21 protein-coding genes and 1 pseudogene are annotated in these 18,598 nt (G+C 34.4%); 2 read left to right on the top strand and 20 right to left on the bottom strand.

Annotation, left to right across the window (positions count from 1 at the left end; all coding sequences use genetic code 11):
- Window positions 1–7: 7 nt before the first annotated feature.
- The 5 genes from ACP5QL_RS05515 to ACP5QL_RS05495 form a co-directional block, all read right to left on the bottom strand.
- Window positions 8–877, bottom strand: coding sequence for a carbohydrate ABC transporter permease (locus ACP5QL_RS05515; RefSeq protein WP_428125945.1), 870 nt, complete (start codon window positions 875–877; stop codon window positions 8–10).
- A gap of 58 nt (window positions 878–935) precedes the next feature.
- Window positions 936–2,201 (bottom strand): ABC transporter substrate-binding protein, encoded by a 1,266-nt coding sequence (locus tag ACP5QL_RS05510; protein ID WP_273333316.1) that lies wholly within the window; start codon window positions 2,199–2,201, stop codon window positions 936–938.
- A 67-nt stretch (window positions 2,202–2,268) separates the two neighbouring features.
- A complete protein-coding gene (locus tag ACP5QL_RS05505; RefSeq protein WP_428125941.1) occupies window positions 2,269–3,075 on the bottom strand; it encodes an AAC(3) family N-acetyltransferase in 807 nt (268 codons plus the stop codon).
- On the bottom strand, window positions 3,072–3,272 hold the full coding sequence (locus ACP5QL_RS05500) for a hypothetical protein (RefSeq protein WP_428125938.1): 201 nt from the start codon (window positions 3,270–3,272) through the stop codon (window positions 3,072–3,074). The genes ACP5QL_RS05505 and ACP5QL_RS05500 overlap by 4 nt, the downstream gene beginning before the upstream one ends.
- A 59-nt stretch (window positions 3,273–3,331) precedes the next feature.
- A complete protein-coding gene (locus tag ACP5QL_RS05495) occupies window positions 3,332–3,496 on the bottom strand; it encodes a hypothetical protein (RefSeq protein ID WP_428125936.1) in 165 nt (54 codons plus the stop codon).
- 171 nt (window positions 3,497–3,667) lie between these two features.
- On the opposite strand from ACP5QL_RS05495, the pseudogene ACP5QL_RS05490 reads away from it, so the two are divergent.
- Window positions 3,668–4,612, top strand: a pseudogene (locus tag ACP5QL_RS05490) (aldo/keto reductase); the annotation flags it as partial.
- A 159-nt stretch (window positions 4,613–4,771) separates the two neighbouring features.
- On the opposite strand, the gene ACP5QL_RS05485 reads toward ACP5QL_RS05490, so the two are convergent.
- From ACP5QL_RS05485 to ACP5QL_RS05450, 8 genes are all read right to left on the bottom strand, one after another.
- Window positions 4,772–5,254 carry a hypothetical protein gene (locus ACP5QL_RS05485; protein ID WP_428125933.1) on the bottom strand — a complete coding sequence of 161 codons (483 nt, stop codon included), beginning with the start codon at window positions 5,252–5,254 and terminating at the stop codon, window positions 4,772–4,774.
- A 258-nt stretch (window positions 5,255–5,512) separates the two neighbouring features.
- Window positions 5,513–5,683 carry a hypothetical protein gene (locus tag ACP5QL_RS05480; RefSeq protein WP_428125930.1) on the bottom strand — a complete coding sequence of 57 codons (171 nt, stop codon included), beginning with the start codon at window positions 5,681–5,683 and terminating at the stop codon, window positions 5,513–5,515.
- 230 nt (window positions 5,684–5,913) lie between these two features.
- Window positions 5,914–6,162: a hypothetical protein gene (locus ACP5QL_RS05475; protein WP_272995784.1), complete on the bottom strand. Its 249-nt coding sequence runs from the start codon at window positions 6,160–6,162 to the stop codon at window positions 5,914–5,916.
- Window positions 6,134–6,682 carry a hypothetical protein gene (locus ACP5QL_RS05470; RefSeq protein WP_272995785.1) on the bottom strand — a complete coding sequence of 183 codons (549 nt, stop codon included), beginning with the start codon at window positions 6,680–6,682 and terminating at the stop codon, window positions 6,134–6,136. The genes ACP5QL_RS05475 and ACP5QL_RS05470 overlap by 29 nt, the downstream gene beginning before the upstream one ends.
- A gap of 307 nt (window positions 6,683–6,989) precedes the next feature.
- Window positions 6,990–7,379, bottom strand: a complete 390-nt coding sequence (locus ACP5QL_RS05465; RefSeq protein WP_012582816.1) for a class II SORL domain-containing protein — start codon at window positions 7,377–7,379, stop codon at window positions 6,990–6,992.
- Between the two features lie 74 nt (window positions 7,380–7,453).
- Window positions 7,454–8,935: a rhamnulokinase gene (locus ACP5QL_RS05460; protein ID WP_012582815.1), complete on the bottom strand. Its 1,482-nt coding sequence runs from the start codon at window positions 8,933–8,935 to the stop codon at window positions 7,454–7,456.
- An 11-nt stretch (window positions 8,936–8,946) separates the two neighbouring features.
- Complete coding sequence (rhaI, locus tag ACP5QL_RS05455) at window positions 8,947–10,140, bottom strand: L-rhamnose isomerase (RefSeq protein ID WP_012582814.1); 1,194 nt, start codon at window positions 10,138–10,140, stop codon at window positions 8,947–8,949.
- Window positions 10,141–10,330: 190 nt separating this feature from the next.
- Window positions 10,331–10,510 carry a hypothetical protein gene (locus tag ACP5QL_RS05450; RefSeq protein WP_164930981.1) on the bottom strand — a complete coding sequence of 60 codons (180 nt, stop codon included), beginning with the start codon at window positions 10,508–10,510 and terminating at the stop codon, window positions 10,331–10,333.
- A 147-nt stretch (window positions 10,511–10,657) separates the two neighbouring features.
- Here ACP5QL_RS05450 and ACP5QL_RS05445 point away from each other — a divergent pair, with 147 nt between their 5' ends.
- Window positions 10,658–11,383, top strand: a complete 726-nt coding sequence (locus ACP5QL_RS05445) for an SDR family oxidoreductase (protein ID WP_012582813.1) — start codon at window positions 10,658–10,660, stop codon at window positions 11,381–11,383.
- Here the strand turns inward: ACP5QL_RS05445 and ACP5QL_RS05440 are convergent, their stop codons facing one another.
- The 7 genes from ACP5QL_RS05440 to ACP5QL_RS05410 are packed head-to-tail and all read right to left on the bottom strand — an operon-like array spanning window position 11,384 to window position 18,480.
- On the bottom strand, window positions 11,384–12,052 hold the full coding sequence (locus tag ACP5QL_RS05440; RefSeq protein ID WP_012582812.1) for a class II aldolase/adducin family protein: 669 nt from the start codon (window positions 12,050–12,052) through the stop codon (window positions 11,384–11,386).
- Window positions 12,042–13,031, bottom strand: coding sequence for a sugar phosphate isomerase/epimerase family protein (locus ACP5QL_RS05435; protein WP_012582811.1), 990 nt, complete (start codon window positions 13,029–13,031; stop codon window positions 12,042–12,044). Before ACP5QL_RS05435 ends, ACP5QL_RS05440 begins: the two co-directional genes overlap by 11 nt.
- 4 nt (window positions 13,032–13,035) lie before the next feature.
- Complete coding sequence (gene srlD / locus ACP5QL_RS05430; RefSeq protein WP_272995793.1) at window positions 13,036–13,833, bottom strand: sorbitol-6-phosphate dehydrogenase; 798 nt, start codon at window positions 13,831–13,833, stop codon at window positions 13,036–13,038.
- A complete protein-coding gene (locus ACP5QL_RS05425; RefSeq protein WP_428125921.1) occupies window positions 13,826–15,097 on the bottom strand; it encodes a zinc-binding dehydrogenase in 1,272 nt (423 codons plus the stop codon). The genes srlD and ACP5QL_RS05425 overlap by 8 nt, the downstream gene beginning before the upstream one ends.
- Before the next feature lie 2 nt (window positions 15,098–15,099).
- Window positions 15,100–15,804: a dihydrolipoamide acetyltransferase family protein gene (locus tag ACP5QL_RS05420; protein ID WP_164930980.1), complete on the bottom strand. Its 705-nt coding sequence runs from the start codon at window positions 15,802–15,804 to the stop codon at window positions 15,100–15,102.
- Window positions 15,805–15,817: 13 nt separating this feature from the next.
- Entirely contained in the window at window positions 15,818–16,078 is a 261-nt protein-coding gene (locus ACP5QL_RS05415; protein ID WP_272995797.1) for a biotin/lipoyl-containing protein, read from the bottom strand.
- Window positions 16,079–16,095: 17 nt separating this feature from the next.
- Window positions 16,096–18,480 carry an alpha-ketoacid dehydrogenase subunit alpha/beta gene (locus tag ACP5QL_RS05410; RefSeq protein WP_428125917.1) on the bottom strand — a complete coding sequence of 795 codons (2,385 nt, stop codon included), beginning with the start codon at window positions 18,478–18,480 and terminating at the stop codon, window positions 16,096–16,098.
- Window positions 18,481–18,598 lie beyond the last annotated feature (118 nt).

Raw genomic sequence — 18,598 nt, 5'->3', positions numbered from 1 at the left:
CGCTTATTTAATCTGTCCTTCTGAGCTTTATCTGAATTATTGATATGATAAATAGCATAATTCCTAGAAGGACTGAGAGGGCAGTAGCATAGCCAAACCTATAATTCGAAAAAGCTTCTTTATAAATTCTAAGAGCTGGAACTTCTGTTTCAAATCCAGGGCCACCATTGGTTAGAGGAATGACAATAGTTAGAAGTTGCATAGCTCCAAGTATAGTAAGAATTGAGACTATCATAAGGGTTCTGGACATTAAGGGAATAGTAATATAAAAGAACTGTTGCCAAAAAGATGCCCCATCAACTATTGAAGCTTCATAAAGTTCTTCTGGAATACCCTGTAAACCAGCCAAAAAGAGAATAAAAGATCCTCCAACTCCTTGCCACATAGAAGCAATAGAAACGGAAATTAAAGCTGTATGGATATCACTTAGCCAAGCTCTTTTAAATTGGGATAGATGAAGAATATCTAAAATTCCATTCAATATTCCATAATTAGGATCATAAATCCATTTCCAAATAAAACCTACTACTATCCCTGAAAGAATTGGAGGAATATAAAAAACCACTCTATAAAATTTAGAACCTCTTATTCTTAAGTTTACAAGAACAGCCAAAATAAAAGCTATGGAATTCATAATTATTAATGCTAGTATAGCAAGATAGACTCCATTTTTGAGAGATTTTAACCATATAAAATCCCTAAAGGCATTTATATAATTTTGAAATCCCACGAAAGTCATATTTTTGGTCATGCCGTCCCATTGGAAGAAACTTAACTGAAAAGTTTTAAACAATGGATAAATACTAAAGGTTACAAAGAAGGCTAATGCCGGCAGAACGAATAGAAAGCTTCCTATCTGATCTCCAATTTTTCTCATAAAATCCCCCCTTATACTTCTAAAATTAAGGGGGGGAATTTTATCCCCCCCCCTTTTTTTACTTATTGGTCTCATCCATTTCCTTTACTACTTCTGCACAGGTCTTCTGTCCTAAGATTATTAACTGCATACCCTTTGCAAGAATCTCTTCTGTACGTGGATTCTTGAATGGAGCTAAGTAGGAGTATACCTTGTCCATTCCCTTAACAAACTCAGCTATCTGTGGACCTAAAGTTCTTGGGTCAATGGTATTCTTGTTCGCAGGTAGGTTAAAGCTTTCTTTAGCGTATTTAGCTTGTTGAGGTACGTCGGTTAGCCATTTCAAGAATTCTATGGTTTCTTTTATATACTTAGAATCTTTGTTAACTACAAAATAAGCTCCAATTCCTCCTGGTATTAATGCTTGATAAGGAGCTCTTTCATCTTTAGGTGGGAAGAATACAAAGTAGTTCTTGAAATTGGGATTCATCATTTTGAATACTCCAATAGCCCAAGAACCATCAAAAATCATTGCAACCTGCCCGTTTGCAAACATTTGTTCAGCGGTTGGTAGATCCATAGTTGCAGTTCCAGGAGCAAACATACCTGCATCTCTCATTTCAACTAATAGATTGAGTACTCTCTCATATCCTGCTTCTTTGAAGGTTATCTTCCCTAACCTTGCAGCATTTAGTTTCTCTTCTCCTAAGTATGCAAATTCATAAGGTTGTATCATGGTTAAGCCTGCCCAAGTCCCAAAACCTGTAGCGAAGGGGAGTATTCCAGCTTCCTTTAATTTCTTTCCATATTCTATGAATTCTTTCCATGTTTTTGGTGGTTTGTTAGGATCGAGCCCTGCCTTCTTGAATAGGTCTTTGTTGTATAAGAATTGCATGTTGTTTACGTCCAAAGGTATTCCATATGTTCCTGGTTCCACATTGTATCCATCATCTTTTGTAAAAGTTACTTGTGCTACTATGTTTTCAGGAAATCTTGAAACCCAATCTTTAATATAGGGTGTTAAATTTAGAATATTTCCTGCTTGAGCTAATCTTGATAAGTCACCTTTTAATCCTACCCCTGTCCACGCATCAGGTAGTGTTCTCGCTTGAGCTGCTGCTCTAATTTTTGCTCCCATCTGATCTCCACTGTATAATTGGAATTCTACTCTTACTCCTGTCTTAATAGTATATTGGGCTGCTAATGTTTTTAAAAGTTTATCCCTATCGTTTAGGTAGTGCCAAATTGTAATTTTCACTGTTTCCTTTCCATAACTTATAGACATCAAGAAAACAAGTGATAACACAAAAATTAAACCTAAAATTTTTTCTACTAACCTTCTCATTCTTTACCCTCCCTTTCTGAGATTTTGGTTCTAAATTTTTTAAAATTTTTGAATATTTGTAAATTCATCACCTCCTTTTAAAGTGGTTATATTCTTTAGGATTCTTCAACAAGAACAGTGGATTTTTTGTAAGAATGTCTATTAACATATCAAACATCTGGGAAGCCTTTATCAATCTTATGGTAGAATTTCCTATATGAAAGATTTTCATTATACTTTTTTCCAAAAGCAATGATTCAATTTTGTTAAAATCAGTTGGGGGTTTATTCCAGTTATGAAGTCTATTTCTAACCAATATCTTCTCTCCATCATATCCAGTTATATAAACCTGAGTAAATTCTTCCTGTAAGTGATAAGGAACTCCGACAATTTCCTCACATGAATGAATAGATGTATTACTATTTTGATCTACACCTATCAACATAATGTATCCGTTTCTTTCAGCGTTTTTATAATATGGACTATTCTTATCACATGGACTTTCAGAAAATTCGTGCCCCTCTATGATTAAATCCCTCAACCCCCCTATTGCTGCTGCAGAATGGGTTGGGTGAAGAGATCTCTTAGCCTCTTTTCTTTTTCTAAAAGTTTCAGGTATTATTCCTGTCCAACAAGGCGTGTTATTTACGTCGAAGATTGGTGGGTTCTCTGGAGAATCAGTACTTTTGGCTGTAATTGTAGGAACTATTACAGTCCCCTCTTCTCCAACGCTTTCAAGCAAAGCATCTATAACTGTTTCTGCTCCTCCTTCTACATAACCAAAACTTCTTAAGGAACTGTGTACTAACATTATATCTCCCTCTTTGATTCCTTGCTCCCTAATTTTTCCTACTATATCTTCTTTTCTAACGAAATTCTTATTTGATTCCCTCATTTCAAGTTATCTCCCTTGTGTATTTTGCAGCACGTATTGGTCCAGCCAGCTTCTGCTACATACCATGGCCAAGGATGTCCTACAGTGATATATTGAGAATTTACAGTATTTAAAAAAGTATTAACTCTTGATTTATCTCCCATTAGTGCAGCAACATAGGCTAAGAATGCCCAAAGGAATAAATCTGGCTTTTCCAAAGATGGCCATCCAAGGAAAAACTCGTTAAATTTTTTTTTGATATAAATAAATTGCTCTTTCACTTTTTGGATCTATGACACCAATTTTGTTCAGCTTCGATTATGGTTGAATAATTAGGAGTTCCTGGGGGTGGATTTTGTGGTTTTCCAATACAGCCGCTTATTATTGGTAGTAGTATAAAAAGAGATACGATGTGAAGAATCAAAATAATTTCTTTTTTCATTTTTTAGGACCCCCCCCTTTAAGTTCTATTTTTTAATCTTTCTACCCAATTCTATAAAAATTTTCTCCAAAAGTCAATATTGTTTTGAAAATTTTCTCCAAACATAAGAATAAAGTTTAATCCTAATTCACTTGTCTCTACCAATATGTATCTGTTTTAGGATTTGGAGCTATGAGACTTCCAATTATTGGGAATGATGAATAAAAAATTGATGAGCCAAAAGCAATAGAAATGATTAGATACGCTATTGATCATGGAGTAAATTATGTAGATACCGCGTATGGTTATCATGGAGGACAAAGTGAGATTTTAGTTGAAAAAGCATTAAAAGGAGGATATAGAGAAAAAACTTATCTTTCCACAAAACTTCCTGTATGGTTAGTCCATACAAAAGAAGATTTTGATAAGTTACTTAATGAACAATTGAAGAAGTTAGATACAGATCATATAGATTTTTATCTTCTTCATTCTCTCTCTAAGGGAACATGGCAAAATGTATATAATTTAGGAGTCTTAGATTGGGCAGAGAAAAAAATAAAAGAGGGAAAGATTAGATATTTAGGATTTTCTTTTCATGATGATTTAGATACCTTTAAAAAGATTGTAGATGCCTATGATTGGACATTTTGTCAGATACAATATAACTATATGGATATAAATTATCAAGCGGGAAGAGAAGGCTTAAAGTATGCAGGAAGTAAAGGCCTTGCGGTAATTATTATGGAGCCATTAAGGGGAGGAAGATTAGTAAATCCACCTGAAAAAGCAAGAGAACTTATGGAGAATTTTAAAATTAAAAGATCTCCTGTGGAATGGGCACTACTTTGGGTTTGGAATCATCCAGAAGTAACTATGCTCCTTTCAGGAATGAGCACCTTAGAGCAGGTTAAGGAGAATATTGAAATTGCTGACAAAGCAGAAGTAGGGATTTTAACTCCTGAAGAGCTCCAACTTATCGAAAGAGTAAGGGATATATATTTAGGAATAAAGGCTATAGATTGCACTCAATGTATGTATTGTGTGCCCTGTCCATATGGAGTAAATATTCCTCAGAATTTTTATATTTATAATGAAGGAGTAAGATATAATAGCTGGGAAGCTCCAAGATGGCATTATAATTATGGAATGAAGCCTGAAGAAAGAGCAGAATTTCTCAGGGAATGTAAAGAGATGCTTAATACCTGAATTTTAAACTTTTCTACTTCACTTCCCTTAATCTTCTTTACTATATACTCTCTCATCTCTTCTATAAAACCTGTTGCCTTCCTCCTCTTTTCATACTTTTTGCAAATAAAAATAAAAAGTAAACTTTGGGAAAACTGATACTGTTATAAGGGGCATAATAACATACTTATTATTGTTATTTTGAGGTGTGATAGTCCCATTTACATAAATTATCCTTGGACCGCCTTTATTTATCTCATTTTGCAACTCAACACCCGTACTCACATAAACTACTGTTCCGCCTTCTCCACCTGTAGTTCCGCAATTTAAAGTGGCAAAACCTAAAAGAGAAAAGTCAGGAGAATTACTTGGATTTATTAAGGGAACATATACGTAAGCCTCAGAATAATCACTCTCAATGTTAGAACTAAAGGCCTTTATTCTATACCAATAAACTTTTCCAGATATCACATCTGGATCAGTATAAGACTTAGAAGATACATCTAAGGTTAAAAGCTCTTGCCAATCTCCACTCTCTTCTTTTTTATCAATAACATAACCTTGCGTTACCTCTGACTTCGTTGTCCAATACAATTTAACATGATTGTTTTCGTCAATAGATAAAGATAGCTCTGGTGCTATAATTAAAGGAGTTGTTATACTGACTTCATTGGAATAATCACTATTAACAGAAGAATTATATGCTCTTACTCTGTAAGAATAAGTTTTTCCGGGAGTTAGGTTAGAATCTATATAATTTACTGTATTGAATCCGACAACTGCAATTTGTATCCAATCTTTTTCCTCTTCTTTTCTTTCAACCTTAAATCCATCCTCGTTATTGGAATTGTCCTACCATGTTAGCAATACTCTTTTTTCACTTAAAATTTCTGCTTTTAAATTTGTAGGCACCGCTATTGGGGGTATGTTTGTAGAATCAGTAGTCTGCTTAGAGGAACAGCCTGAAACTATTTGCAATAGAAACATCAATAATATAATCCATTTTACTTTACTCCGCAACAAATTTATTACCTCCTTGCATAATATACAAAAATATTGCATATTTTATTCAAAAGAAGTATATCACCAATAATATTTACAGTCAAAGAAAAAATTAAAAATTTGTTAAAAATTTTAAGGTTTTTTAATAAATTATGCTAAAAGATCAAAAGAGGAAAATTAAGTTAAAAGGTATAGAAGAGAATTTTAAAGCACCTAAAAATAAAGAGGGGAGCAAATATGCTCCCCTTTGATTATTTAATCTCTACCTCTTTCCCCGCACCTGCACCTTTATCAAGAAGATAAGGAACTCTTAATTCTTTTAACTCCTGAGTTATATTATTATCTCCACATTCCCAATAAAGGTTTCCAGACTCTTTGACATACCCATCTTGAGGACTTTCAAATTGAGTTGTAATAGGCAGAGCTACAGTTTCAAAATAGTTATTTTCCACAAGAAGTTTTGCCCCCATTCTAGATGCAATAGCATAAAACTGTTCCAAACCTCACACTGGGATTTCTTGAATTTGTATTCCTAAATATATTATGATGGTAAGTAACCCTTGCCTCTGCGTCTATTGTAGAATTATCGCTACTTCCCACTTGAGTACATTTCCAACTATTTTCAAAAATATTCCAAGACACCGTTATGCCTTTAGATCCCTTTATTATATCAAGAAGTGCATCAACCTTATCTTTATCTTTTTCTCTTTCAGGAGCTACAACCATATCGCTGGATAAGGTACAATGATCTATCCAGACATTTTGAGATGCTTCAACAGTAATAGCATCATTTTTAGGATTTTCAACTTTATTTTTTATTGTCAAGTTTCTTATTATCACATTATTTACTCCCTTTAAATATACTCCCCAACCTATTATACTCGCATCAGGGGTAACTCCAATTATAGTTTTATTTGATGCAATATTTACTTGTCCCGTTTCTTTACTAGTATCTATTACTCCTTTCACAAGTATTATATAGGGTTCTTGAACTTGAGCGTAGTTCTTAAAATCATTCACATTATCAACGGTTACAATTTTTCCTCCAGCACTCCCTATGGTGGCTTCTCCAAATCCTACAGGTTTGTTATTTAGGGTAAGTACATTTTCTTTAAGTTATTCTTGGGAAAAGCCAAGGGCTAAAATTACCCCTAAAAGAATCATCAAAACAATTATATACTTCCTCATACTTAACCTCCTTAATTATAGCTCTTTTGGAAACATATTTTAGCACAGCAATTGTTTTTTCATAATAAATAAAAAAGGAGGAGAGAAATTAATCCCTCCTCCTTTTATTTATATCCATAATTAAACTAATCTTTTTCTTTTATAACTTTAGCTCAGCTGAGTTCTCCCAAAGACCATGTATATTGCAATAAGATGTTGCAAAAATCACACCATCCTTTTGGGTTTTAAAAACAAATTCTACTACGGGCTCTGAATAAACAGTACTTGTGTCAGGCCCTTGCACTGTGGCTCCATGGGCTACAAATTCAAATCTTCCTACATGATATGGGTATTTATCTCCCTCTGGCTGGAAGTATACCTCTATCCAGGCAATATGATGAGCAGTAGTATTGGGATGTGGAATTTCTTTTCCCACAGAAACTCTAATTCTAACACCTTTTTCTTTGTCCTTTTCTAATATCTCAATAACAGGAACATGCTTTTCTTTTGCCCAATCCGCACTTTGGAAAAGATCCTTTATGTTCACCATTTCTATCCCTCCCCTTTGAGAATTATTTTCATCTAATTTTATACCAATTAGAGAGGGATTGCAACCTTCGAATCTTAATTTACTCCTTGTGTTATTTCTTTATATTTTTCATAATTTCTAAGCCATTCTTCAGTATTTTGGGGTTGATAAACTTTCATTTCAGAAGAATCTCTTATAATCTTTCTTGCCTCTATGATATCTTTAACAACCCCTTTTGTTATAGCTTGAACCACAATATTTCCAAGAGCAGTGGCTTCTTTAGGTCCTGTAATAACCGGTATTCCAAGAACATCAGCAGTAAATTGTGAGAGTAATTGGTTTTGCGAACCACCACCTACAATATGCAACACCTTAATCTTTTTATTTAATATTCTCTCCAAATCTGTAAATACATCTTTATATCTAAAAGCAAGTGATTCTAATATGCACCTTACGATTTCACCCTTTTTCTCGGGAACTTTTTGCCCTGTTTTCTTACAGTAATCTTGTATCTCCTTAACCATACTGGTAGGATTTAGGAAAGAAACATCATCAGGATTTATAAAATATTTAAAGGGCTTTTCTTCTTCTGCAAGCCTCGTAATCTCGGTGTAAGATAAATCTTCACCCTCCTTCGCCCATTCCCTTTTTACCCTCTGCAATAACCAAAGTCCCATAATATTTTTCAAAAACCTAAAAGTCTTATTATATCCTCCCTCGTTAGTAAAATTAGCTCTTAAAGAATCATTATTAATAATTGGAGATTTTAATTCAACCCCCATTAATGACCAAGTACCAGAACTAATGTAAGCCCAATCATCACCTTCTCCTGGAACTCCCACCACTGCACAGCCTGTATCATGCTCACATGGAGCTATAACATGAATATTTTTGACTCCTAAATCTTCTTCTATACCTTTATATAACTTTCCTATCACTGTTCCCGGTGGTACAACTTCGGGCATGATATCCTTTGGTATGCTAAATTTTCTTAATATTTCCTCCTCCCATCCATCCTTTATAGGGTTATAAATTTGAGAGGTAGTTGCTATGGAAAACTCCGTTTTTATCTCTCCTGTTAACATAAAATTAAAAAGGTCAGGCATAAACAATAGTTTATAGGTAGAATTAAAAAGAGAGGAATTTTCGAGAACCATGCTGTAAAGTTGAAAAAGCGTATTAATCTGCATTATTTGTATTCCTGTTAATTCGTAGATTCTTTCCTTAGGCATGACTTCAAAAGCCTTTTCAAGGATACCATCAGTCCTATGATCTCTATAACATACAGGTATGCCAGCAAAATAACCCTCCTTGGTTACTAACCCAAAATCAACTCCCCATGTATCAATTCCTATACTCTCTATATCTTTATACTTAGAGAATGCTTTCACCAAACCATCCTTTATATCTTGAAACATTTGGGTTACATTCCAATATAATCTTCCCAAAATATCTACAGGTCTATTTATAAATCTGTGAACTTCTTCAATGGCTAATCTTCCATCTCTCAGTATACCTACAATTAACCTACCACTTTCTGCTCCAAGGTCGATAGCAAGAAATTTCCTCTCTTCCATACGCCTCCCCCTTATCCTCTCTCTTTAATCACTTTTTCCATATATCCACTTTCCCTAAAGGCTTTTAAGGGATCAAGAGGAACTCCTATCTCCTCCCTAACTTTGTATATCAAAGGCATCACATCAGTTTCAAAAGCTTTAACTAAAGTGTTCTCAGCCATGACTATGTCTTGCTCCTCTTGATATCTTCTAAGAGCTTTTCTATTGACAATTAGAGCTTTAGCATAGGTCCTAAATATATTCTCTACACTTTGTATCATTTCCTCTATCTTATTCTTTAAATTGTGTGATTCATCTATCATATAAGCTATATCCATCTTTAAACCATCTTGCTCAGCAGAGACAAGTTCATTAAAGATTAAAAACAGTTCATAGGGATTAATAGAACCAGTAGTTAAATCGTCATCTGCATATTTCTTATTATTAAAATGAAAACCACCAAGTTTTCCTTCATCAAGAAGAATAGCAACTATCTGCTCAATATTAGTCCCAAGAGGATGATGCCCCAAATCCACCAGAACATAAGCTTTATCTCCAAGTTTTTTAGAAAGTATAATAGCGGTTCCCCAATCGGGAATATCAGTGTGATAAAAAGCAGGTTCAAAGAATTTATACTCTATTAAAAGCCTCATGTCAGGTTCCAAATGAGAGTATACTTCTTTTAAACTCTCTTCCAATCTGTGTTTTCTAAATCTAAAGTCATCTTGTCCTGGATGATTTGTTCCATCTGCAAGCCATAAAGAAATATCCCTTGAACCAAGTTTTTTCGCTATTTCAATACAATCTAAAATATGCTTTATGGCTTTTTCTCTTACTCTTTTATCAGGATGAGTTAAACTTCCCAACTTATAATCGTCATCTTGAAAGAGGTTAGGATTAATTGCTCCTGGTTTTACTCCAAGAGACTCAGCATATTTTAGAAGTTCATCCCAATCATCATACATATCCCATGGAATATGAAGAGCTACAGTGGGACATATCCCTGTTAATTTATGCACTATTGCAGCATCTTGAAGTTTCTCCTTTATATTCCTAGCAGATCCCTTTTGCTTAAAAACTGCAAATCTTGTTCCCGAATCACCATAACCCCAAGAAGGAGTTTCTATCCTAAAATTTTTTAACTTTTTCTCAACCTCATCCACATTGATACCCTCTTCTTCTAACATACCTCTTAAAATTTCATATCTCTTTTCATAATTCTTCATAAAAAATCCCCCTATTAATTTTTATTTTTTATCTATAATTTTTATTTTTTATTTTCATTTTCTATTACTTTAAGGGTATCACAAAAACCCTTGAAGGGCAACAAAAGAACTCACAACTTTGAAACTGAGGTAGTAGCAATTCCAGTTTCCATATATTTTTGAAAGAACACAAAGATAAAGAATATGGGAACTAAGGAAAGCGTAGTATAGGAATTCCTGCTTGCTTAAAAATCTCAGGATCGTATACTAATCCTAATGCATTTACACCTAAATTGATACCATAAAGTTTACCGTTTACTATTCCAGGCTTTATGTAATTAGGAGCCACATCCTTGAGATTAATAACATTATTCTTTACAAAATCATCCAAAGGTAAAAGGAGTCCTTTATTTACCCATTCTGTGCAGCAGCCTGAGTGTTAAGTTTAGTCCAATAATCGCTCCAAGAAGTATATTCAGGAGTTATCTTTATGTAAGGATAAATTTTAGAGGACAAATAGATTTGCTATAATAAAGTCATGAGAAGTCTTGAAAATAAAATAGCATTAATAACTGGGGCAAGTAGGGGGATAGGAGAAGAAATAGCAAAGAGACTTGCAAAAGAAAAAGTTAATCTTGCTCTTATAGCAAGAGATGAAAAAAGACTAAGGGAACTTAAAGAGAAATTAGAGAAGGAAAATATAAATGTTTTCATATTATCCATAGATCTAAGAGAGAAAAATGCACCAAAAACTGTAATAGGAGAAGTAATAAGACATTTTGAAAGGTTAGATATACTAATAAATAATGCAGGAACAGCCTTATCTAAGCCTATTATTGAAACTTCAGAAGAGGAATGGGATGAAATAATGACCATTAATGCAAAAGTGCCTTATTTTTTATGTAAGTATGCTATTCCCTATTTAAAGAATTCAGAGATTCCTACAATTATAAATATCTCTTCGGTGGTAGGGTACAAGGGTTATGTAAATCAAAGTGCTTATACTGCCTCAAAACATGCATTACATGGATTTACAAAAGTCCTTGCTCAAGAAGTCCACGAATATGGAATAAGAGTGCACTTAATTTCCCCAGGGGGTGTAGCAACAGATCTTGTAAATAAAGTAAGGCCTGATCTTGAAAAGGCATTACTGATTCAGCCCTCCGAGATCGCAGAAATAATTGTTTTCTTATTAAAATTTAGAAATAATGCTGTTATTGACGAGATACAAGTAAGAAGAAAAGATAATATCCCATGGAGATAATCAACCTTTTTCTTTTAGTAGTTTTCTCCTATATTTTTCCACCTCTAAGCTGTCAATTTCTTCAATTTGTTCTTTTGTAAAGAAGCCCATCTTACCAAACAATTTTGCTACAAATATTGTCTTTATGGAATTCTCAATTAAGAGAGTTCTATAAAGCGCTTCTTTGAGATTACTTCCTACTGTTACCAATCCATGATTTTTAACAAGGACCCCATTATGATTTTTTATAACGCCTCCAACTACTCCTGCAAACTCCTTACCACCGGGCACCACATATTCTACTACAGGAATTTCTCCCCCAAGAAGAGCCACCATATCAGGTGTGAATAATTTTAAAGGTTCATCTTGAAAAGCATAAGCAATTGAATATATAGGATGGGTGTGTACTACTGCCTTAACATCCTCTCTTACTTTATAACATTCAAGATGCATCCATATTTCGGAAGAAGGTTTTTTATCACCTTCAATTACTTCGCCAGAATTAAAATCAACACCAATATAGTCATCTTCTGTGGCATCTTCAAAAGAAATACCGCTCGCCTTTATATAAACTCTATTTCCAACTTTTGCACTAATATTTCCTCCAGGTCCCACAATTAAATTTTCCTGTGCTATCCTTTTCCCTATTTTTACAAGTTCCCTTTTTACCTTCTCTATTTCAGAATTCATAATAAATTCCTCCTTTGGGAATATAATTCCTCAAATATTCAGCAGTTTCTTTAAGTTCTTTCAAAAGTTTTTCCTCAGTTTTCGTAGATGAAGGAATAATTTCAGCAATAAGAATAATTTCTTCCACAGGCTTTAAATACTGAGAAATAGGACTTTCTTTATAATGCTTGAAAGAGTATTCAATTGCAGAAAGAACTTTCTCAATCTTTACATGACCTATAGCGTTATACTCTTCAGTAAAGGGCCAATGCGCACTAGCATCCCTCGTAGTTTGTTGTAAATGAATTATAGGGGAGAATACTGCAAACCTTTTTAACCATTCTTCATAGGATAAATCTTCTCCAGAAAGACCATAGTGCATTCCAGCTTGATGTCCCACATCAATGGTTATATATATAGGAACACCGTCATTTTTTTTATTTACTTCAATAAGAAATTCTTCAGCCTCTTGAAGAGTCCAGGGTTTTTCACTGGGTATATACATTTGTTCATTAGATATACCTAAAAGTCCTTTTTCTTTTGCTATCTTTGCAAGTTCTTTAAAAGTTTCATAAACATACTTGATCCTTTCTCTTGTCTTTTCTGGATCTTGCAAAACTTCCACAGATAAAGCATCCCAATGTCCTCCAAGATATTTTGCCCCCATTTCTTTAACAATGTCCATAGCAGATATTATCCATTCCTTCATTCTTTGTCTTACTCTTTCATCACTGTGAGATAGACCATGAAACCTATGAGTTGCCATACCTGTGTAATAGTCCCATATTTTAACATTATATTTTTCTGCATACTCTCTTATCTTCTTTGCAGTTTCTATCTGATAAATTTTATCTCCACTAAAAAATGGGTCTAAAACATCACTACAAAAAGAATGATAGTCATATCCTAATTCCTTAGTAAGTTTTATAAAATTCTCAGGATCTTCCCACCTTCTTGTCAAAAAAGCCCCATTAATACCGATATCTATATGTACCTTCATTTCTTCACCTCATTTCTACCCCACCACTTACATTTACTGCATCTCCAGTAATATAAGAAGCTTCATCGCTTGCAAGAAATACTACTACATTTGCCACATCATCATAAGTACATGCCCTACCAAGAGGTATCTGCTTTAAATATCTTTCTCTTACCTCTTCTTTACTTATTCCCAATCTTTTAGCATATTGATCATAAAGGCTTTCCTTCCATAATGGAGAATCCAAAAGATCTCCTGGACATACCGCCACTACCCTTACATTATGCGGTGCAAGATCTAATGCAATACTTTGGGTAAATCCTATTCCTCCAAATTTTGAGGCAGAATAAGCAGAATTTCTAAAACTCCCTTTCTTTCCTGATTTTGAATTAATCTGAATTATTACTCCGGATTTCTGTTTTACCATTACCTTGGCAGCCTCTCTTGCGCAAAGAAAATATCCCGTTAAATTAACATCTATTACCTTCTTCCAATCCTCAAGAGGAAATTCCGTAATATCATGAGCAATTAAAATACCAGCATTAGCTACCATTATATCAAGTTTTCCAAAAGTCTCAACAGTTTTTTCTACCATATTTTTTACATCTTCCTCGTTAGCAACATCGCACTTGACCGCAAGAGCCTTACTGCCATATTCCTCTTCAATCCTTTTTGCCACTTCTTGAAGTTTTTCTACTTTTATATCAGCTACAGTTACATTACATCCTTCTTTTGCAAGTCTATAAGAAAGAGCTTCTCCAAGCCCTTGAGCTGCACCTGTAACAATTGCCACTCTATTTTTTAATCTTTGGCAATCACACATCTATTTTCTCCCCCCTTTTTAGTAGATATTCTTCAGCTTCTTTACACCACCAGCCATTATTATCCTTCACTATTTGAGCTAAATCTCTGTATATATCTTTCAATTCCTCAGGACCCTCTACACTTAATCTCTCAAAATCCTCTATTTCTGACAATGGAAATCTTATATGGGTATAGATTAACTTTTTACCCCCAGAGATATTAGGGAAATTTAAAAGCACATCTCTTGCTACATTAAGTCCACCTATATGGGTAATCATAGGGGAAGGGTCTATAACTCCCCTTTGTATAAGATCTAATGCTATTTTCATATCATCAGCATTACCACCCGATGTAGCCACAAAATGATGTTTATCATAATGAACCTTATAAAAATTAACACAAGCAATGAAATTATGATCAGTAGGTCCTGCAAAGAAGTTTAAGCAACCATCTCTTGCAAGAAGAGAGTCTGCCTCCTCAACCAGCTTAGGACTTGGATATAAAATAAAAATATCATCATATTTTATTTCTTTATAGGATTGCTCTCTTGTTGGGTTCACAAACCTAATATCTATTCCCTTTTTATTAACTTCTTCTTTGGGAAAAGCCTTCATAGCTCTTTGCAACTTTGCATCATCAATATCAGTGATAACAAGTAAGCTTGGATTCTGAGGACCATAAATAAGATAGGCAAGAAAAGCAAGACCCATAGGTCCTGCACCACCAAGAATGGCAGTCTTCCCTCCACGTTTTATCCCCATGATATGCTCATAAGAATTTTCCCTAGTATGATATTGAGCATTCACAGCACCTATCACGCACGACAAAGGTTCTATTAAGGATGCTTTATAAAAAGCATCACCCTCATAAATTAAAAGACAATCTTGTTCCATAACCTCGTTAGGAATAACAACCTTTGTGGCAAGACCCCCCAAATATTTATATGAATATCCTGGAGCACTTAATACTCCTACAGGTCCCCTTTCATACAGCAAAGCAGGTTGAATTGTAAACTTTTGACCCTCCTCATATTTTCCCTTCCATTTAGACCCCACTTTCAAAATTACTCCTGCCATTTCATGCCCTACAATAACAGGATTTTTGTCCACATCCTTTGGAACTCTTGGATGATCCGGACCTTGAACAATTTCTTTGTAGGTGGAAGGACAACTGGTATCTGAAATTATCTCCGCAAGTATTTCATCTTCCTTAATCTCAGGAAGTTCAAATTTCTCAAGTCTTAAATCCATCTTCCCATACATTCTTAAAGCTATTGTTTCCATTCTTATTCCCCCTTACTCAATAATAAATCAGGATTCTCTAAAAACTCCTTTATTTTCATGAGAAACTTAGATCCGTATGCCCCATCTATTACCCTATGATCTGCGGAGAGAGTTATATCCATCATCTTCCTAATTTTTATTTCTCCATTAATTACCACCACTCTATCTTGAATAGCCCCACAGGTAACAATAGCTACTTCAGGGGGATTAATTATAGCAAGTATAGATCTTACTCCAAACACACCAACATTATTTACAGTAATGCTTCTATCAGATATATCTTCCACTCTTAACTTTCTATTTCTTGCTTTTTCTACAAGAGAAATCCTTTCTTCAAATATTTGAGCTATAAGCTTTTTATCAGCATTTCTTATAACAGGTACCACTACACCTTCTTCCCCTAAAGCTACAGCAAAACCCACATTTATGTCTTCCAAAAGCTCTATCTCTGTATCTTTAAATCGGGCATTTATTAACGGAAACTCTTTCATAGAAAGAGCAGTAGCCTTAATTATGAAATCATCATAAGAAATTTTTATATTTTTCTCATTAACAAAATTTGCTCTTGTCTCAACTAAGTTTGTAGTATCAACTTCGGCAATAGCGTAAAAATGGGGTATTGATTGCTTACTTTTTAATAACCTCTCAGCGATAGTTCTTCTTACTGTATTCAAAGGGATTCTCTTTATCACATTATTACCACTCAAAGTTTAAACCTCCTTACTCAGGTATACTTTCATTTAAGGTATCAGTAATATAAGCTAAGACAGTTCCTACAGGTACTGTTTCTCCCTCTTTCACAAGTATCTTTCTCAAATACCCATCGTATTCACTCTCTATCTCCATTATGGCTTTTTCCACTTCAATCTCCAATAAAGGCTCACCCTTTTCCACTTTATCTCCCTCTTTTTTAAGCCAAGAAGTAACAGTACCGTTTTCCATCACATCGCTAACCTTAGGCATAACAATGTTTTTAACCATAAATTCTTACCTCCTTGTTAGAATAACTTTTTAATTTCTTCTATAATTCTTTTGTCATTAGGTAAGTATGCTTTTTCAAGAACAGGAGAAGCTGGTGGAGGACAAAAAGGAGCGCCTATTCTTATTGGAGGTCTAATAAGAAAAGATGAGGCTTTTTGATAAAGTTGAGTTATTATCTCGGAAGATAGAGACATGAATTCCACAGCTTGTGTAACAACAGCAAACCTTCTTGTCCTCTTTACAGAATCAATAATAGTATCCATATCTAAAGGATAGAGACTTCTAAGATCTACTACCTCCAATTCAATACCCTCTTTTTCCAATTCCTCTGCTGCTTTTAATACGGCGTAAATCATGGCAGACCACGAAACTACAGTAACACTTTTATCATAATTTTTAGCTCTTCTCTTAATGTCTGCTTTACCAATAGGGACTATATAATCTTCTTTGGGGACTTTTCTCTTGGACAAAGAAAGTAATAAAGGATCTTGAAGTAAATTTTGATGCTCTATATAAATTACAGGATTTTTGTCCCTTATAGAAGCTATCAATAAACCTTTGGCATCATAAGCATCTGATGGAGCAACAACTTTTAATCCAGGGAAATGGGTCAAAATTGACTCAATACTCTGAGAATGTTGACCTGCATATCCTTTACCACCACCAATAGTGGTTATTATGGTGAGAGGAATTTCCGCTTGTCCTCCTGACATATAGCGCATTTTAGCAGCTTGATTTGCTATTTGATCCATAGCAATTAAAATAAAGTCTATATACATTATCTCCACCACAGGCCTCAGACCTCTCATTGCCGCTCCAACTCCTGCTCCTACTATTGCTGCTTCAGAAATTGCGGTGTTAAATATCCTATCCCTTCCAAATATTTCTAAGAGTCCCTTTGTTTCTCCAAAAGAACCACCATAATCAGCTATATCTTCTCCCCACATTAGTACTCTTCCATCTCTCCTCATTTCTTGATATAATGCCTCAATAATTGCTTCTTTGTAGTTTATCTCTACCTCTGGATCTCTGTCCTTAAATTTTGGTTCCTTAAGCACTGTAACGTTTCTAAACTTCTCAGGCACAAAACTATCTATGGAGTCTTCTTTAAAAACATATTTTGTCATATCCTTAGGGTCGGGATTAGGAGATTCAATTACCTTTGCAGCAATATTCTCATTTCTCTGTCTATATTCTTTTTTCAGATTTTCAATCTCATGAGGAGTAAGTACTCCTGCATCTATCAACTCTTTCGCATAAATCTCCAATGGATCATATTTTTTCCATGCTTGTAACTCATCGTAGGTTCTATAAGTAACATTTTCTGGTTTTTCCAAAGTATCACTTAAAGAATGTCCCATAAATCTGTATCCCCAAAATTCAAGAAGAACTGGCCCCTCTCCTTTTCTTATCCTTTCCACGGCTCTTTTGACTGCATCTCTTACTGCAAGCACATTCATAGCATTTACTACTTCTGCATGCATACCATTCTTGCTATACGCAAAACCTCTCTCTGCAATAAAATCTATTCCTGTTACTTCGCCCCTTTGTTGTCCAGACTCACCATATTGGTTATTCATAACCATAAATATTACAGGAACTCCAAATTTTTTACTCATAAGACCATTAGTAAATTGTGCCATACATGCCATATTTATTGCCTCATGAGCTATTCCTGTATTCATTGCTCCATCCCCTATAAAACATAAAGTTACTCTACCATCTTCCATATATCTTGAAGCCATAGCAGACCCTACAGCTATTCCCATACTACCACCAACAATAGCATTTGCCCCCAAATGTCCTACACTAAAGTCCGCAATATGCATGGATCCTCCTCTTCCCCTACAAGCACCCCACTCTTTTCCAAAAAGCTCCCCTATTGCTTTGAATAATTCAATATCAAGGGCATATTGATAAAGAATATTTTTATTTTTGTTCTTCCAATCATATCCTAAAAAATTTGCAATTTCTTTGTTATTTTCAATAAAAGCTATCAGCTCCTCTTCACTCATATCTTTTAATCCAAAATAGCTTTTAGCTATGGCATCACCATGCCCTCTATGGGTACTAGTAATATAATCATCCTTCTTAATAACTGAAATTCCGCCTGTGGGAACTGCTTCCTGTCCAATGGAAAGATGAGTAGCACCTATATATAGATACCTAATATTCCCATATTTACCTTTATTAACCCTTAACTCATAGATCATCTCTTCAAAATTTCGGATCATAAGCATACATTTGAAAAGATCTATGCTCTCTTCTTTAGTTATGCTCCCCTCTTTTAATTCTTCTTTTAAAGATTTTCTATATTGAAACTTAGGTACCTTTCCACCTACCTCAATATATCCTGGTTCAAGTTCTGGAAGTACAGGTATTTCTTTTGGCAATCTAAACACCTCCTATCTTACCCAGTTTTTTATTTTTATTTTCGTTTTATTTCAATTTTATTTTTTATTTTTTTTCATTCTATAGTATCATCTATAAGCACAATGTCAAGTTAAAATAGAGACTGTT

This window comes from Dictyoglomus sp. (genome assembly GCF_049968615.1).
GTDB lineage: Bacteria > Dictyoglomota > Dictyoglomia > Dictyoglomales > Dictyoglomaceae > Dictyoglomus > Dictyoglomus turgidum.
The sequence above is the reverse complement of the archived record's forward strand: the minus strand, read 5'-3'. Positions and strand labels throughout refer to the sequence as shown.

Bases quoted from the DNA above. Each gene is read 5' to 3' on its own strand.
- ACP5QL_RS05505 (WP_428125941.1), bottom strand. From the start codon at position 3,075: ATGAGGGAATCAAATAAGAATTTCGTTAGAAAAGAAGATATAGTAGGA.
- ACP5QL_RS05440 (WP_012582812.1), bottom strand. From the start codon at position 12,052: ATGAATTCTGAAATAGAGAAGGTAAAAAGGGAACTTGTAAAAATAGGG.
- srlD (WP_272995793.1), bottom strand. From the start codon at position 13,833: ATGTGTGATTGCCAAAGATTAAAAAATAGAGTGGCAATTGTTACAGGT.
- ACP5QL_RS05435 (WP_012582811.1), bottom strand. From the start codon at position 13,031: ATGAAGGTACATATAGATATCGGTATTAATGGGGCTTTTTTGACAAGA.
- ACP5QL_RS05515 (WP_428125945.1), bottom strand. From the start codon at position 877: ATGAGAAAAATTGGAGATCAGATAGGAAGCTTTCTATTCGTTCTGCCG.
- ACP5QL_RS05425 (WP_428125921.1), bottom strand. From the start codon at position 15,097: ATGGAAACAATAGCTTTAAGAATGTATGGGAAGATGGATTTAAGACTT.
- ACP5QL_RS05460 (WP_012582815.1), bottom strand. From the start codon at position 8,935: ATGGAAGAGAGGAAATTTCTTGCTATCGACCTTGGAGCAGAAAGTGGT.
- rhaI (WP_012582814.1), bottom strand. From the start codon at position 10,140: ATGAAGAATTATGAAAAGAGATATGAAATTTTAAGAGGTATGTTAGAA.
- ACP5QL_RS05510 (WP_273333316.1), bottom strand. From the start codon at position 2,201: ATGAGAAGGTTAGTAGAAAAAATTTTAGGTTTAATTTTTGTGTTATCA.
- ACP5QL_RS05445 (WP_012582813.1), top strand. From the start codon at position 10,658: ATGAGAAGTCTTGAAAATAAAATAGCATTAATAACTGGGGCAAGTAGG.
- ACP5QL_RS05415 (WP_272995797.1), bottom strand. From the start codon at position 16,078: ATGGTTAAAAACATTGTTATGCCTAAGGTTAGCGATGTGATGGAAAAC.
- ACP5QL_RS05495 (WP_428125936.1), bottom strand. From the start codon at position 3,496: ATGAAAAAAGAAATTATTTTGATTCTTCACATCGTATCTCTTTTTATA.
- ACP5QL_RS05465 (WP_012582816.1), bottom strand. From the start codon at position 7,379: ATGGTGAACATAAAGGATCTTTTCCAAAGTGCGGATTGGGCAAAAGAA.